Annotated in this window: 16 protein-coding genes; 5 read left to right on the top strand and 11 right to left on the bottom strand. The window is 67.1% G+C overall.

Going from position 1 to position 15,588, the window contains the following annotated elements; genetic code table 11:
* Nucleotides 1-26: 26 nt before the first annotated feature.
* Nucleotides 27-953, bottom strand: coding sequence for an AraC family transcriptional regulator (locus F787_RS0109680; protein ID WP_028492034.1), 927 nt, complete (start codon nucleotides 951-953; stop codon nucleotides 27-29).
* Between the two features lie 185 nt (nucleotides 954-1,138).
* Between F787_RS0109680 and F787_RS0109685 the strand changes: the two genes are divergently transcribed.
* From F787_RS0109685 to F787_RS0109700, 4 genes are all read left to right on the top strand, one after another.
* Nucleotides 1,139-1,759, top strand: coding sequence for a DoxX family protein (locus F787_RS0109685; protein WP_042805857.1), 621 nt, complete (start codon nucleotides 1,139-1,141; stop codon nucleotides 1,757-1,759).
* Between the two features lie 68 nt (nucleotides 1,760-1,827).
* Nucleotides 1,828-2,127, top strand: a complete 300-nt coding sequence (locus F787_RS0109690; RefSeq protein WP_018868942.1) for a hypothetical protein — start codon at nucleotides 1,828-1,830, stop codon at nucleotides 2,125-2,127.
* Complete coding sequence (locus tag F787_RS0109695; protein ID WP_028492036.1) at nucleotides 2,117-3,004, top strand: DUF692 domain-containing protein; 888 nt, start codon at nucleotides 2,117-2,119, stop codon at nucleotides 3,002-3,004. Before F787_RS0109690 ends, F787_RS0109695 begins: the two co-directional genes overlap by 11 nt.
* On the top strand, nucleotides 2,997-3,761 hold the full coding sequence (locus tag F787_RS0109700) for a DUF2063 domain-containing protein (protein ID WP_028492037.1): 765 nt from the start codon (nucleotides 2,997-2,999) through the stop codon (nucleotides 3,759-3,761). Before F787_RS0109695 ends, F787_RS0109700 begins: the two co-directional genes overlap by 8 nt.
* Here the strand turns inward: F787_RS0109700 and F787_RS0109705 are convergent.
* The 8 genes from F787_RS0109705 to F787_RS0109740 form a co-directional block, all read right to left on the bottom strand.
* Complete coding sequence (locus tag F787_RS0109705) at nucleotides 3,758-4,636, bottom strand: PfkB family carbohydrate kinase (protein ID WP_028492038.1); 879 nt, start codon at nucleotides 4,634-4,636, stop codon at nucleotides 3,758-3,760. The two genes, F787_RS0109700 and F787_RS0109705, sit on opposite strands and share 4 nt — an antisense overlap.
* A 15-nt stretch (nucleotides 4,637-4,651) precedes the next feature.
* Complete coding sequence (locus F787_RS0109710) at nucleotides 4,652-5,932, bottom strand: GGDEF domain-containing protein (protein WP_018947213.1); 1,281 nt, start codon at nucleotides 5,930-5,932, stop codon at nucleotides 4,652-4,654.
* A gap of 85 nt (nucleotides 5,933-6,017) precedes the next feature.
* Nucleotides 6,018-6,866, bottom strand: coding sequence for an endonuclease/exonuclease/phosphatase family protein (locus F787_RS0109715; protein ID WP_028492039.1), 849 nt, complete (start codon nucleotides 6,864-6,866; stop codon nucleotides 6,018-6,020).
* Nucleotides 6,867-6,908: 42 nt separating this feature from the next.
* On the bottom strand, nucleotides 6,909-8,555 hold the full coding sequence (locus tag F787_RS0109720) for an acetolactate synthase large subunit (protein ID WP_028492040.1): 1,647 nt from the start codon (nucleotides 8,553-8,555) through the stop codon (nucleotides 6,909-6,911).
* A 29-nt stretch (nucleotides 8,556-8,584) separates the two neighbouring features.
* Nucleotides 8,585-9,214, bottom strand: a complete 630-nt coding sequence (locus F787_RS0109725) for a thiol:disulfide interchange protein DsbA/DsbL (RefSeq protein WP_028492041.1) — start codon at nucleotides 9,212-9,214, stop codon at nucleotides 8,585-8,587.
* Nucleotides 9,215-10,387: a c-type cytochrome biogenesis protein CcsB gene (gene ccsB, locus F787_RS0109730; RefSeq protein ID WP_018868934.1), complete on the bottom strand. Its 1,173-nt coding sequence runs from the start codon at nucleotides 10,385-10,387 to the stop codon at nucleotides 9,215-9,217.
* A gap of 28 nt (nucleotides 10,388-10,415) precedes the next feature.
* Nucleotides 10,416-12,509 (bottom strand): cytochrome c biogenesis protein ResB, encoded by a 2,094-nt coding sequence (locus F787_RS0109735; RefSeq protein WP_028492042.1) that lies wholly within the window; start codon nucleotides 12,507-12,509, stop codon nucleotides 10,416-10,418.
* Between the two features lie 264 nt (nucleotides 12,510-12,773).
* Complete coding sequence (locus F787_RS0109740; RefSeq protein ID WP_024328666.1) at nucleotides 12,774-13,397, bottom strand: cytochrome c; 624 nt, start codon at nucleotides 13,395-13,397, stop codon at nucleotides 12,774-12,776.
* Between the two features lie 160 nt (nucleotides 13,398-13,557).
* Here F787_RS0109740 and yihA point away from each other — a divergent pair, with 160 nt between their 5' ends.
* Nucleotides 13,558-14,199 (top strand): ribosome biogenesis GTP-binding protein YihA/YsxC, encoded by a 642-nt coding sequence (gene yihA / locus F787_RS0109745; RefSeq protein ID WP_028492043.1) that lies wholly within the window; start codon nucleotides 13,558-13,560, stop codon nucleotides 14,197-14,199.
* Nucleotides 14,200-14,401: 202 nt separating this feature from the next.
* Here the strand turns inward: yihA and F787_RS0109750 are convergent, their stop codons facing one another.
* Together F787_RS0109750 and F787_RS0109755 are read right to left on the bottom strand one after the other, a co-directional pair.
* Nucleotides 14,402-15,037: an SCO family protein gene (locus tag F787_RS0109750; protein WP_028492044.1), complete on the bottom strand. Its 636-nt coding sequence runs from the start codon at nucleotides 15,035-15,037 to the stop codon at nucleotides 14,402-14,404.
* Nucleotides 15,038-15,067: 30 nt separating this feature from the next.
* On the bottom strand, nucleotides 15,068-15,574 hold the full coding sequence (locus F787_RS0109755) for a hypothetical protein (protein ID WP_018868929.1): 507 nt from the start codon (nucleotides 15,572-15,574) through the stop codon (nucleotides 15,068-15,070).
* Nucleotides 15,575-15,588 lie beyond the last annotated feature (14 nt).

Consider the following 15,588-nt stretch of genomic DNA (forward strand, 5'->3'; position numbering starts at 1 on the left):
GCGAGCCCCCCGTGCACGCAGACCCGTCAGTATCTCCCGAAACGGCGCATCCACTGGCGCAGGCGACCGGGGCCGAAGCCGTGGACCCGCTTGAACGCCTTGCGAAACGCAGGCTCGGAGGCATACCCCACCTGCTCCATGACCCCGGCGACGGATTCCCGACCATCCCGCAGCAGGCGTTCGGCGAGCACCATCCGCCACTGGGTCAGGTACTCGATGGGGGACTGGCCCACCAGCACGTGAAAGCGCTCGGCAAAACTGCTGCGTGACATCGCGGCCTCGCCGGCCAGACCCTCCAGCGTCCAGGCCGCCTCGGGGCGGGCGTGCAGCGCATCCAGCGCACGCCGGATCCGCTCGTCGGCCAGGGCCGCCATCAGGGACCCGGCCGGGGGCTCCCCGGCCCGACAGACGTGGTGCCGAACCGCCATCACGAACAGGGTGTCTGCGAGTCGGTCCAGCACGGGGCGATAGCCGGGCGGGCGCTCCATCAGTTCGATGAACATCAGCCGCGCCAGGTGCCCGAGGCGTTCCCCCGCCTCGGCGTGGCGGATAATGATGCAGCCCGGCAACCCGGACAGCACCGGGTTGCGACGCCCGGAATCGAATTCGAAATGGCCGCACAACAGCTGCGTGACCGCGGCATGCTCCGGGTCCTCGCCGGTCACCAGGTTCAGGTGGCTGGCAGGGTACTCCCAGGAATCGCGGCTGGACAGCAGGTGCCAGTCATCGTGGGGCAGCAACAGCAGATCCCCGGCCTCCAGACGCCGCACCGGTGCATCCACCATGTGCAGGTAACACCCGCCTTCGCCCACCAGGTGGAAGCTTGCGTTCCCCGTCCCCGAGGTGCCCAGCTGCCACTCGCCGCACAGGCGGGGGTTGGTGTCGATCCGCGCCCGCAGGTTATAGGCGGCCAGCACGGTGGAAAGCACGTCGTCGACGGGCATCGGGTCCATGGCGGGTTGCTCCGGAGTCGCGGCACACGGATCCAGCCTAACCCGCCGGTCGCACAGAAACCGTCAGGGGAACCACGGATACCGGTTCCGGACGATCGAGCATAAACCCCGGCTCCGTGGATCTCCCGGTTTCCACTGCAGCGATCCAGACTGCAGGCAACGGATCAACGCAGGGAGAGAACCACATGGAAACGATACGGACCCTGGCCCTCGGTGCCCAGCGGGCACTGGACACCACCCGCGGGGCCGATTTCCTGGCCCCGTTGCTTCTGCGGCTCTATCTGGCGCCCGTCTTCTGGATGGCCGGGACCAACAAGCTGGACGGCCTGCTGCCCTCGGAACAGGTGGTGATGTGGTTCGGCAACCCGGACTGGGGGCTGGGGATGCCGTTCCCGTACCTGATGGTCCTGCTATCCGCCTACGCCGAGATCCTCGGGGCGATCGCCCTGCTGCTGGGCCTGGCCACCCGCTGGGCCACCATCCCGCTGATGATCACGATGGTGGTGGCGGCCGTCACCGCCCATCTGGAGCACGGCTGGCAGCGCATCTCCGACCCGATGATGTGCCTGTTCAACTGCGACGGGATCGCCGAGGCACAGCAGCGCCTGGACCGCGCGAAGTCGATCCTGCAGGAACACGGCAACTACGACTGGCTCACCGAGGCCGGCAACTTCGCGATCGTCAACAACGGCATCGAGATGGCCGCGACGTATTTCGTAATGCTGCTGGCGCTGTTTTTCATCGGAGCCGGCCGCTATCTGAGTCTTGACCACTACATCCGCCGGCGGTTCATGCACCGCGGATGAGAGCGAAAGCCGCCGCAAGCGGCTATAACCATCGAGGGTCCCTGACCCGCCATCGAGAGGAAACCACCATGAAAGACGAACTGTTCTCCATGAAATCCCTGGCCGGCGCGGCCGGTGCCGCCGCAGTCGGTCTGGCCATGTCCACCACGCCCGCGTTCGCCTCGGCCGATCTGGATCACGGCTATCAGCAGGCCGGCGGGTACACCCAGCTCGCCGAGGGGGCCTGCGGGGAAGGCACCTGCGGGGCCAGCGACGACGGCGACAAGGACAGCGAAGGCGCCTGCGGCGAAGGGACCTGCGGCGGTTCGGGCGAACCCGACGACAAGGATTCGGAAGGCGCCTGCGGGGAGGGGACCTGTGGCGGCTGAACGGATCGCCCCGGTCTGCCCGGCCCGCGTCAGCGGCGCCGGGCTCGGCCTGCGGCGGGGCCTCCTGGCCCCGCTGGCCGAAGCGCCGGAGGCGAGCGACTCCCCGGGATTCTTCGAGGCCGCGCCGGAAAACTGGATGCACCTGAGCGGGCGTCTGGGCCGGATCTTCCGCGAATATACCGAAGCACACCCGTTCGCCTGTCACGGCCTGTCCCTGGACATTGGCGGACCGCGCCCCCTCGACCGGGAATTCCTGGCAGCACTGCGGCGCTTCCTCGACACCCATGGCATCGACGACTACAGCGAACACCTGTCGGCCTGCGGCGACGGCTCGGGCCATCTCTACGACCTGATGCCGCTGCCGTTCACCGAAGAGGCCGTGCACCACGTGGCGGACCGCGTGCGGACGGTTCAGGATGTGCTCGGTCGGCGTGTGGCCCTGGAGAACGTGTCCTACTACACACCCCTGTGGACCGACCTCGACGAAGCGACGTTCATCCGCGCCGTGCTGGAGGAGGCGGACTGCGATCTCCTGCTGGATGTGAACAACATCGTGGTCAACAGCGTGAACCACGGCTATGACGCCGCGACCTTCCTCGATTCGCTCCCGCTGGAGCGGGTGCGCTACATCCACATCGCCGGGCACGACGACGAAGCCCCGGACCTCAAGGTCGACACCCACGGCCAGCCGGTGGGAGACGAGGCCTGGGCCCTGCTGGCACGCGCGTTCGAGCACCTGGGAGCGGTGCCGACCCTGCTGGAGCGGGATTTCAACCTGCCGCCGCTGGAGGAACTGCTGGCGGAGGTCGAGGCCATCCGGCGGTTGCAACAAGCGGTGCCGCGGCAGGACCGACTTGCCGGGGTGGAACATGCCTGACACGGACGCCCGGGCGCTCCAGGAGGCCTTCGCCCGCCACCTGCGCGATCCGGACCGATACCCGCCGCCGGAGGGGCTGGAGGACCGCCGACTGGCGATCTACCGGCGACTGTTCATCAACAATGTCGCGGGCCTGCTGGGGCGCGGCTTTCCGGTGCTGCGCAGGACGCTGACGGAAGACCCGTGGCTGGCGCTGGTGCGCGATTTCTATCGCGACCACGGGTGCCGCACGCCGTATTTTCCACAACTGGGCAACGAATTCGTGAGCTATCTGACCGACGGACGCCCGGCCGCCGCCGGCGACCCGCCGTTTCTTGCGGAGCTGGCGCACTACGAGCGCGTGGAGACCGAGCTATTCTACGCCGACGAGGAGCCGGACGAAGCCTGCGACCCCGAAGGCGACGTGCTGGCCGGCATCCCGGTTTTCTCGCCCGCGGCCCGCCTGCTGGCGTACCGCTTCCCGGTCCATCGCATCGGGCCGGAGTTTCGCCCGCAGGCGCCGGGCGATTCACCCACCCTGCTGCTCGCCTGTCGCGCGCCGGATGATCGCATCCGCTTCGCCGAGCTGAACCCGCTGGGCGCGCGTCTGCTGTGGCGCATCATCGAAGAGCCGGCGGCGGGCCACGAGCAGATCCGGCGCGTGGCCGGCGACTTCGGACTCGAGCCCACCCCCGAGCTGACGGCCAGCGGTCGCGAGCTGCTGACGCATTATCGCGACCTCGGGGCCATCCCCGGCACGCGGGCAGCCATGGACTAAGTCCAGGCCGCCACCGCGCTGCGGTAGAACCCGGGGTCGCTGGTGGTGGCACCCTGCAGGGTGCACACGCGAGCGGCGAATTCGAGGGCACGGTGCAGGGTGCCTTCCCAGCCCCAGCCACGGCGCAGGCCCAGGATGGCGATGCTGGCGAAGGCGTCGCCGGCGCCTACCGCGTCCTGCATGGCTTCCACCACCGGGGCACGGGCGCGCACGGGCTGGCCGGCGCGCGGATGGATCTCGGCGCCGTCGGCGCCCAGGGTGACGATCAGCGCGGACTGGATGTCGCAGGCCTGCAGACAGTGATCGGCGCGCTCCGCCGCCGGGATGTCCGGGAACAGCGTGGCCAGCTCGTCGGCGTTCAGCTTGACCACATCGGCACCCCGGAGCAGGTCGCGCACGTCCTGCGGGTCGTACCAGGGCTCGCGCAGGTTGGCGTCGACGAAGCGGCGTTCGCAGCGCCGGCGCAGGGCCGCCAGCAGCTCGCGGTTGCCGCTGCGCAGGGCCAGCGTACCATGATAGAGCAGCGGGATGCGGGCGGGCACCGCGGGGTCGACCGTCGCAGGCAGGTCGTCATAGGCCTGGTCGGGCAGGATGTGATAGGCGGGTTCGCCGTCCTCCACCGTCACCTGCACCGCCCCGGTGGGGGCCTGCGGATGCGTATACAGTGCGTCTTCCGCCAGGCCGACCTCGCGCATGGCCTCGCGCACGCGCGCCCCGGCGGTGTCGTTTCCCACACCACCGACGAACAGCACGGGTTCCCCCAGCTGGTGCAGGTTCCAGGCGACGTTGAACGGGGCTCCGCCCAGGACTTCAGGGCCATCCGGAAACCGGTCGAACAGGACTTCGCCAAAGATCACGTCGGGTGCATCCGGCATTCTGGAACCCTCCCGTTACGCGGGCGCGACCGCGACAATGCGGTCGCGCCCCTGGCGTTTCGCGGCCAGCAGCGCTTTGTCCGCCAGTTCGAAGGCGGCCCCCTCCGGCGCATCCGGTCGCATCTCGGTGATACCGCCGGAGATGGTGACGTTCAGACGCTTCTTGCCGGCCCTCACCGCGATCGATGCTACCTCCTGGCGCAGGCGGTCGGCGAGGTCCCGGGCGATGTCGAGCGGCTGGTGGACGACCATCACGAATTCCTCGCCGCCATATCGGGCGACGAAGTCGGGCTCGCTGACGCCTTCGACCAGCACCTCGGCGACGGCCTTGAGGATTCGGTCACCGGAGGTGTGCCCGTATTCGTCGTTGACGTGCTTGAAATGGTCGATGTCCCAGACGATCACGGACGCCGGTCCCCCGTCGGCGGGGAATCCGGCCATGCGCTGGTCGAAGGCGTGCCGGTTGAGAAGCCCGGTCAGCTTGTCACGGTTGGCCTCGTCCCGAGCCTCGGACAGACTGTCCCGCAGCCCGGCGACCTGGCGTTCCAGCTCCTGGGCGCGCGTGCGCAGGGCGCGGTTACGCTCCAGGGCGGACAGCAACTCCGCCTCGCGGGTGTCACGGAAATCCTTGACCCGGTCGGCGACCCGATCGAGCCCCTGCACCACTTCGCGTCGCATGGTGTCGATATTGGTGATGTCGATCACGCGCCCCTTGATGCTGCTCACATCCCCGGAGATGTTGTTGTGGAGTTCGCGGATGGACGCGCGCGTCCGTTCGGAGTGATCGTGGTCGGCGGACAGGGCCGAGTCGACGTCATCCAGCCGCGTGCGGATCTCGCCCATCACCTCGGTCAGCTGTTCGCGCTCCGCCAGCGCCTGGCCGCAATTCTCTTCCAGCGCCGAGAAGACCCGCGTGAGGCTTCGCCGCACGAGATCCGCATCCCCCCGGTCCGCGGCCTGCCGGACCTTCGCGAGATCGTCGGCGAGGAAGGGGAACCCCTCCAGTCCGGACTGCAGCGCGGTCAGAAGACCGCCTTCCATCGCATCGCGCTGATCATGCTGGCGGATGGTATCCGCCAGGCGCGCACTCATGCGATCCAGACACTGGGTATCGTCCGGGTCCTCCTCGATGGTCCGCGTCAGGTCATGAACGGCCCCCTCGAGGTCGGGCTCGCGGGCCGAGAGCACGGCCAGGGCGCGCAGGGCCACGCGCCGGAGCGAACGCATGCGTTCACGCTCGGCGTGGAGCGAGGTTTCGAGCTCGATGACGGTCTTGCGCAGGTCATTGTCGGCCATGGGTCCCCCCCTTATGGGCGCCCATTACAGCCGATGGAACGGCCGAACGCCACCGCCGTGTGTCCGGATTGCGGCGCAGGGCACCTCAGGCCGGGGCCGCTGGCGCTTCCAGGCGTTCCGCGGCGGGGAGCCGGATCTCGACACCCACGGGCAGATGATCCGACAGCGCGACATTGTAGACCCGCATGTCGGAGACATGCAGATCGGGGGTCAGAAGGATGTGGTCGAACACCCGCTGCGGATCCCAGGCGGGATAGGTGGCCTGACAGGCCATCGGCTCCATCAGCCCGGTGCGCGCCACCAGTCGGCGGATCTCCGGGCTGTCCTGCTGACAGTTGAGGTCCCCCATGACCACTGCGTGGCGCTGGTCCGCGATCCGTTCCGCCACGTAGTCGAGCTGCTGGCGACGGGCGCGCCGGCTGAGGGCCAGGTGTACCAGGAACAGCACCAGTTCTTCACCGTTGCCCATTGCGTACCGGGCCTCCACGGCGCCGCGCCCGGGCAGTGGACCGGGCAGGCTGTGCATCTCCACATGCACCGGTTCCACGCGTGAAAACAGGGCCAGGGAATGTTTGGCGATCTGACCGAGATCCCGGTTGATACGCGTATAGGTATGAGGAAAGTCGGCGCGGTCCGACAGCCAGCTTGACAGGTCGACGAAGCGCGAGCGCAGGCTGCCTCCATCCAGCTCCTGCACGCCGACAATGTCGAAGTCGCGGATGAAGCGGGCGACGCGCTCCAGGTTGGTCATGCGTCCGCCGTACGGCAGCACGTGCTTCCAGCTGTTGGTGACGTAATGATGCAGACGCGATGAATGGATGCCCACCTGGGCATTGAAACTCAGCAGACGCAGTCGGTGGCCCGCAGCCTCCGGCTGCCAGACCAGACCACGGGCGGGTTCGTCGGTCTCCGCGGACACGCCGTTTTCCGTCATGGTGTCATCCTTCCTGCCCGTCATCCCTCACGGGACTCCTGTTCAGAAGGGACAGACGAGATCCCCCAGGCGTTCCGTGAGCTTGAGATTTTCAGAATAGTCGACCGGACAGTCGATGACGGTGACTCCGGGGCGCGTCAGGGCGGAACGCAGGGCCTGTTCCAGACTGTCGCCGGGCTCGATGCGCACCCCTTCGGCCCCGAACGAGCGGGCGAGGGCAACGAAGTCGGGGTTGCCGAAGTCCACCGAGGCCTTGCGGCCATATTCGCGTACCTGCTTCCATTCGATCAGGCCGTAGGCGCTGTCATTCCACACCAGCACCACGAAATTCTGGCCCAGGCGTACGGCGGTCTCCAGTTCCTGCACGTTCATCAGGAAGCCGGCGTCTCCGGTGACCGCCACGACCTGCCGGTCGGGGTCCAGCGCGGCCGCGGCCACCGCCCCCGGCACCGCGATGCCCATGCTGGCGAACCCGTTGGAGATCAGACAGGTATTGGGCAGCTCGCAGCGGAACATGCGCGCCATCCACAGCTTGTGGGCACCCACGTCGGTGATCACGACGGCGTCCAGCGCGGCGGCGGTGCGCAGATCCCAGATGATCTTCTGCGGCTTCATCGGGACACCGGTGTCCTCCCGATGCTCGTTCATGTCGTCGATCAGCAACTGGCGCAGGGGCCGCAGCACGGTCTCCTCGCGCGGGCTGACCCGCTCCGCGAGATCCCGCAGACAGGTATCCAGATCGCCGATTACCTCGGCCTGGATGTCGTAGTGGCCGTCGATCTCGGCCGGCGAGGCATCCACGTGGATCAGGGTGCAGTCACCCTCCGGATGCCACAGTGACGGCGGGTATTCGACCAGGTCGTAGCCGATACACAGGACCACGTCGGCCTTGTCGAAGCCGAAGTGCACATAGTCGCGGCTCTGCAGCCCCACGCTGCCGAGCGCCAGCGGGTGGCGGAACGGCAGCACGCCCTTGGCCATGAAGGTGTTGGCCACCGGGATGTTGAGGGTCCCGGCGAAATGCGCCAGGGCCTCGCTGGCGCCCGAACGGATCACGCCGTTACCGGCCAGGATCAGGGGATGCCGGGCTTGCTCCAGCAACCGTGCTGCCGCCGCCAGCGACGCCTCTGCGGGCACCGCCGGCGCCCCCGAGTGGACCGGCAGCGGCGCCACCGGGCAGGGCTGGGATGCCACGTTTTCCGGCAGCTCGATGAAACTGGCCCCCGGCTTGCCGCCCTCGGCCCACTTGAAGGCCTTGCGCAGGACCTCGGGCAGGATCTCGGGCTCCACCACACTGGAGGCGTATTTGGTGACCGGACCGAACAGCCCCTTGAGGTCCAGGACCTGGTGGGATTCCTTGTGCAACCGGTGGGTGCTGGCCTGGCCGGCGATGGCCACCAGCGGCGCGTGGTCCATGTTGGCATCCGCCACGCCGGTGATCAGGTTGGTCGCGCCCGGCCCCAGGGTCGCCATGCAGACCCCGGCCCGGCCGGACAGGCGGCCGTGGACATCGGCCATGAAGGCCGCGCCCTGCTCGTGGCGGGTGGTGACGAACTCGATCGGCGAATCCTCGAGGGCATCGAGGACCGCCATGTTCTCCTCGCCGGGCAGGCCGAAGACCCGTTCGACCCCTTCCTGCTCCAGACACTGTACCAGGCGCCGTGCGGTGGTCGGCGACGGATCGGACATGCGTTCCCTCGAGGGTCGGGCCGGGGCGCTCAGCCCCGGGCCTCGGCGATCAGATGATCGGCGATCTCCAGCATCTGCTCGTGACTGGTGGTCATGCTGGCCGAAACCACGGATTCACCGTTGACCACCATCGACGGGACGCCTTCCAGACGATACTCGCGCACACGCTCGGCGGAGCGGCCGACCTGGCGCGCCACGTCTTCCGAACGCATCGCCTCGCGGAAGGCGTCGGCATCCTGATCCATCTGGTTGACGAATCGCAGGATCGCGCTCTCCGAGCGCATCTCGCGCCCCTGCTCGTGAATGGCGTCGTAGAAGGGCTGATGGATGGCATCCACGATGCCCAGTTGCTCCGCCGCGTAGTAGACCCGCGCGTGCAGGGCCCAGACATCGTTCAGCGGGGCCGGCATGTACTCGAATTCGATGTCATCGGACAGATCGGCTTTCCACTCCTGTACCAGCGGCTCGAACGAGTAGCAGTGCGGGCAGCCGTACCAGAAGGCCTCGACGACCTTGATCCGTCCTTCGTCCAGACCGTAATCGACGGGCGAGTCCAGGCGCATGAAGTTGCGCCCCTCGGCGAAGTCGGCCAGCAGGCGGCCGGACGCCAGCAGGGCGCCCGTACCGGCCAGAGTTCCAAGAAACTGACGACGCTTCATTTACAGTTCTCCGTAGGAATGCAGACCGGACAGGAACATATTCACGCCCAGGAAGGTAAAGGTGGTCACGAACAGACCGATGACCGCCCACCAGGCCATGCCCGGACCGCGCCAGCCCTTGGTGAAGCGCATGTGCAGCCAGGCCGCGTAGGTCAGCCACAGGATCAGGCTCCACGTTTCCTTCGGGTCCCAGGTCCAGTAGCCGCCCCAGGCCTCGGCCGCCCACATGGCGCCCAGCACGGTGGCGATGGTGAAGAACGCGAAGCCGATGGCGATGGCCTTGTACATCACCCCGTCCAGCGCATCCTTGCTCGGGATGCGGGCCAGCACACGGGAGTCGGGACGGGTGCGTTCCATGCGGTGGCGCACCAGATAGGCCACGCCCAGCATCGCCGCGATCGCGAATCCGCCGTAGCCGACGAAGTTGGTGGGCACGTGGATCTTCATCCACCAGCTGTTGAGCGCCGGCACCAGCGGTTCGACCATGTGGGCGTCACGATCGAACATGTACCACAGCAGGAAGGTGGTGGAGGCCGCAACCACCAGCATCACGAAGGCACCCATGCCCCGCTGGCCGGTACGCTGTTCGTAGTACAGGTACATCAGCGCGATCATGGCCACCATCAGCACGAACACCTCGTAAAGGTTGGCGACCGGGATGTAGCCCCAGCTCGGATCGTGCAGATAGATCTCGCGCCAGCGCACCATCAGGGCCATCAGGCCCGCGCCCGCCGCGATCCAGGCGAAGGCCCCGCCAACGCGATAGGGGAAGTCGGAACGCGAGAACAGGCCCACGGCATAGGCAACCGTGGAGAGGTAGACCATCACGCTCATCCACATCACCCCGGCCTGGCCGGAACCGATGTAGTTGAGCCAGAACACGCTCTCGCCGCGCGCCAGATCATCCCCGTACAGCCAGACCCCGAACAGCGAAAGCGCCGCCACGATGACGGAGAACAGCTGCCAGGGCCGCCAGAACCAGCCCAGCCAGGCGCTCATGCCGGCCGCGAGGATCAGGCCGCCGGTGTCGTAGCGGTCCATCATGTGGCCGTACATGGCATAGGCCGTGACCGCCACCGCCAGGACCAGGGCCATGTAGGCCCAGTCCCGCAGAAGCAGCTGCCGGAAGAATCCGGGCCGTTCGAAATCCAGGGCCTCGTGGGGTACAGACATGGGGCGCTCTCCTCCGACTGCGTGCGACTTAGTCGTTCTTGTTGGTTGCAGAATCCGGCGATTCATCGTCGCCAACGTTCTTCTGCTCGATGATCCACCGTTTAAGATGCGCGAAGCGCTTCTCGAATTCCACCCGGTGACGGTTGCTCGTGCCCGCCATCACCACGTGGGTGCCGCTGCCGTCCTCGTTCGGACGTGCCACGATCCACAGACGCTGGTAGGACACGTAGAACATCAGGAAGATCCCGATGATCAGCATCAGGCTGCCGGTGTACACCGTGCTTTCGCCCGGTGCCTTCGCGATCTGCAGGCCCGAGGCCTCGCGATGGTCGAAGTCGTCCAGGCGGAAGAAATACGGCGAGCCGTAGAAGTTGAGGGCATTGATGGCCGAAACGGCATCTTCCAGCCAGCGCTGTTCCGCCTCGGTGATCGCCACCACGCCTTCTTCCTCCAGGACTTCCATGTACAGGCCCTGGAGCCCGGAGTTCAGGACCTGGAACAGCAGGCCGCCGAGCTGCTCGCGCTGGCCTTCGGGGATGCGCTGCTCGATCTCGGCGTCCACCGCAGGGTAACCGCCTTCGGCGAAGGTCTGCATGAGCATGCTGACGGTGCGCGCGATCGCCTGGCGCCCTTCTTCTCCGCCCATCATGTCCTCCGAACCCCGCGCGGCCTGCTGCGCGACGGCCATGCGGACCTCGTCATCGTGAAGCATGGTCAGATAGGTGCGGAAGCGATCCAGGGAGTCATCCGCGTCCGCCGGGATGAACAGGTAGGAAAATTCCTCGGCCGGACTCTCGCGGACACCGCTGAGGAAATATTTCGCGCCTTCCTGCGGGATCGGATTCTGATAATTGCGGTAATAGAGTCCCGCGCCGGTGCGGTCCACCAGGCGGAAATCCACGCGCGGGCCGAGGAACACGTTTTCTTCCTCGCCTTCCTCGTTGAGCAGGGCCTGGGTGTTCACCACGGAAAAGTCGATGAACTCGATCGTCAACTCCTCGCCCCCGGGGGCCGGGATATCCATCTCGTCAAAGATCCGGCCCGGAAAATCCACGCCGCGCAGGGCGCCTGCGCCGAGCGGGATGGCCTCCATTTCGAGACGCGTACCGCCGTCGGCGAAGCTGGACTGGTAGATCGCATAGCCATTGTAGATCAGCGGGTCGTTCACGCTGATGGTGGCGCGCAAGGGTTCGTCGCGCTCCGGATCATGGATGACCAGGTCGCTCTCGTAGGACTGCTCGGCGCCGGTGGAGAAACGCTGGATCCGGAATTCCTCCAGCTCCACGCGGAACGGCAGATCCTGCACCAGATACCCCTCGCGTACCGGCAGGAAGACCACGTTGGCCGAGGCCCCCTCGGGGATTTCCACGCTGCCGCGGAACGACGGGTTGCTGACCGGGACGCGCGAGATCTCGGGCACCTGCGACTCGGGGATGGAGCGGGTCTCGATCTCGACGTTGCCCATCCACTCGTTGACCTTGAGCAGGAACTGGCCGTCGAGCAGCGCGCCCACGCAGATCACCACGATCCCCACGTGCGTCAGCAGGTAGCCGAGGCGGTTCCAGCGCCCCTTCATCGCGGCGACGACCGTCTCGCCGTCTCGCGTCTTTTCGCGCGCCCGGAAACCCTGGGCCTTCAGAACCCGGCGGGCATGGGCGAGGAAATCCTCCTGCGACTGCCCCAGATCGCCGGTAGAGCTGGCCGGGAAGGAACGCAGGGACTTTTCCTTCACCTGCAGGTTGTAGCGGCGCAGGTCCTTGAGGATGCCCGGCGTCTGGCGGTAGACACAGAAGGCGGTGGAAACCACCAGGAAGGTCACCACCAGCAGGAACCAGGTCGCCGAATACACCTGGTAGAGCCCCATCCCGGCGAAGATCTCGTGCCAGAAGGGCCCGAACTGGATCAGGTACTCGGTGTACGGCTCGTTCTGCACCAGCACGGTGCCGATCACCGAGGCGATGGCCAGGGCCACCAGCAGGGTGATCGCGAGGTTCATCGACCCCAGGAATTCGACGATGATCCGGCTGCGGCGCGGGGTCCGGGCCTGACGGCCGGACGAGGACTCGGAGCCCGTCCGGTTGCTGCGTTCGGAGGCCCCTGCGGGCTGATGGGATTCTGCCATGTTCAAACCTGCGTTAATCGCCCCGAATGTGTCGGGACGCGGTCGGAAATTCAATTTCCACGACATTCCGCACGGACGCTGGGTTCCGGCGCTGCGTGGAGGGCGCGGGAACAGACGCCCCGCCTTCCGACTTCATTCCGGTATCTGGGTTCCCGCCCGTGCATTTTCCGGAACCCGAAACAACGAGGGGGCGGCCACAGCCGCCCCCTCGTAAACCGGACGAACCCGGAGCACCGCTGCGCACCCGGGCCGTACGTACCGTGCTCAGTTCGGCTGCAGGCCGGCCATGTACTGGGCCACGGCTTCCATGTCTTCATCCGACATGTTGCCGACGATGCCGCGCATCATCTGGCCGTTGTCGTTGCGACGTTCGCCGTCACGGAACTGCTGCAGCTGGTCCAGGCTGTAGGTCGCGTGCTGACCGGCGACCTTGGGGAACATGGCCTCCGGATTGCCCTGGCCCTGGGCGCCGTGGCAGGCGATGCAGGCGGCCACGCCTTCCGACGGGATGCCACCACGATAGATCTGCTCGCCGCGGGCGACCACGTCCTCGTCGGCGGTCTCGGTGGTGATGCTCTGCTCGGCGTAATAGGCCGCCAGGTCCTTCATGTCCTGCTCGCTGAGGTCGGCGACCTCTCCAGCCATCAGGTTATCGTGGCGGAGTTCGCCTTCCTGGAAGTCGCGCAGCTGCTTGGCCGTGTACTTCGGGTGCTGCCCGGCCAGCTTGGGCCATTCCGGATTGACGCTGTTGCCGTCAGCCTGGTGGCAGGCGGCGCAGGACTGCGAGAGTTCCTGACCGCGCTGGGGATCGCCCGCCTGGGCCGCCGAAAGCGGGAGCATCAGGGAGACGGACAGGGCAGCAAAGAGAGCGGAAAGCTTGTGGTTCATGATGGAGAATCTCCTGCTTGTATATGCGTGCCGGGCCTCGACCCGTTCCTTGTGCCCCGTGTAGAAGGGCGATCAAAATCTGGGGCGCAGTTTATAGCACAACGCCAGGGAACCCACAAAAGTTTCCCACTGTCCCGCTCAGCTCAGGATGATTTCGATCATGCAACCACGTTTTCGTGAAACCGCCTTCTCCCGGGGCGTCGCCCGCCTCGACCAGCTCCCCGCGGACCAGGGGGTCGAGATCGCCTTCGCCGGGCGCTCCAACGCCGGAAAGTCCAGCGCGCTCAACGGCCTGTGCGGGCGCAAGGCCCTCGCACGGGTGGGACGCACTCCGGGTCGCACCCAGGAAATCAACATCTTTACGCTGCCGCCGGCGGAGGACTGGCGCCTGATCGACCTGCCCGGCTACGGCTACGCGAAGGTCTCCGCGAAACAGCGCGAGCACTGGGATCGCCTGCTGGGCGGCTACCTGCGCCATCGCCGGTGTCTGGCGGGCCTGGTCCTGATCATGGACATCCGCCGGCCGCTGACCGACCTGGACTGGCAGATGCTGGAATGGACCGGCGCCAACCGGCGGCTGCATTGCGTGCTGACCAAGGCCGACAAGATCTCGCGACAGGAAGCCGAACGCCAGCTGCACGCCACCCACGCACGTCTGGAAGAGGCCGGCATCGAGGCTTCGCTGCAGACCTTCTCCGCGCTCAAGAACCAGGGCGTCGACGACCTGCGCGGACTGCTGGCGGAATGGCTGGAGGAGGAAACGGCAGAGGACGGGGACAGCGGGGCCGAAGAAAGACCGTGAACAAAAAAGTGCCCCGATCCCGGGGAGGAGGATCGGGGCAACAGCGACCTCGACAGGGGGAGGCGAGGTCTTCCCGCTCAGGGAGAGAAGCGGGGAACGCCGGGCCACGGCGCTCACCCCTTATGACGCTTGACCGGCCGTGAAGTTCCCGGTCCTTCTTGTGTCGGACGGAAACGCGTCACAACCCGCGAAACCGCGCGGTTCACTCGCGTTCCGCACGGGCCTGCAGGGTCGCCACCAGCTCATCCGCCGAAGTCCCGTGCGGATGGATTTCCAGCAGGTCGCCCTCCGGCCCCACCAGGTAGGTGGACGAGCTGTGATCGATCACGTAGCCCATCGCGGACTGGCTGTCGGTCTTCTCGTAGAACACCCCGTACTGCTCCACCACCGGCTCCAGCGCATCGTGCGGGCCGGTGGCCGCCTGGATCCGGGGATGGAAATGGTCGGTGTATTCCGCCAGGTGCTCGCGGTCGTCACGCTCGGGATCCACGCTGACGAACACCGCGCTGACGCGGTCCTCCAGCGACTCGGGGAGCTGCTCCAGCGCCATCCGGATCCATCCGAGACTGACCGGGCAGGCATCCGGGCAGGAGGTGTAGCCGAAATAGAGCCACACATACTGCCCCTCCAGATCGCGCAGATCGAAGGCCTCCCCCTCGGTGGAGACCGGCAGCTGGAACGGGCCGCCGGTCACCCGGTCGGCCACCGGGATGTCTTCGTGAGTGGCGGCCTCGCCCGCGGGGGGCTGCCCGGGCACCAGCCATACATACAGCAGCAGCGCGGCCGCGGCGACGGCGGCCAGGGCCCACAGGAGGGTGGTCAGGGGAAGTCGGGACATCGTGCGCAATCCTCGGTGGAAGCCCGTACGTCAGTGGTCGCGGGCGGTCACGAAGCGATACTGTACCCGCGCGGCGTCGCCGTCGCCTTCCGGCAGCACGGTCGCCGCCCAGGTCATCGCCTCGGTGGTGCAGATCGGCAGGGTGGTGGTGCCGGCGTATTCACCCGGGCCCACGCGTTCCAGGCGCGGGCGCTGGAACCCCATGTACATCTCCACCCCGGCAAAATCCAGCTCGACCCACTCGGGATCGCGGCCGTCGTGCCCGACATGGCGCAGATACAGCTCCAGCTCCCGCAGCATGGGGACCGGTCGCGGGGTGATCTCGAGGGTCATCTCGCCTCCCTCGGGGTGCTGCGCGGTACAGGCCCCTTCATTGAGATCGCAGATCTCCGGGGTCACCACCACGACAGCGTCGCTGCCGCCACCGCCGGCCAGGTAGCGGTCCGCCGCCACCCAGCCGGCCGCCAGCAGCAGGCCCGCGACCAGCCACGGGGCCACGCGGTTGAACCCGCGGGCCAGTGATTCGAGATCCGCCATGCTCAGCCTCCGGC

Source organism: Thioalkalivibrio sp. ALE19 (assembly GCF_000428605.1).
GTDB lineage: Bacteria > Pseudomonadota > Gammaproteobacteria > Ectothiorhodospirales > Ectothiorhodospiraceae > Thioalkalivibrio.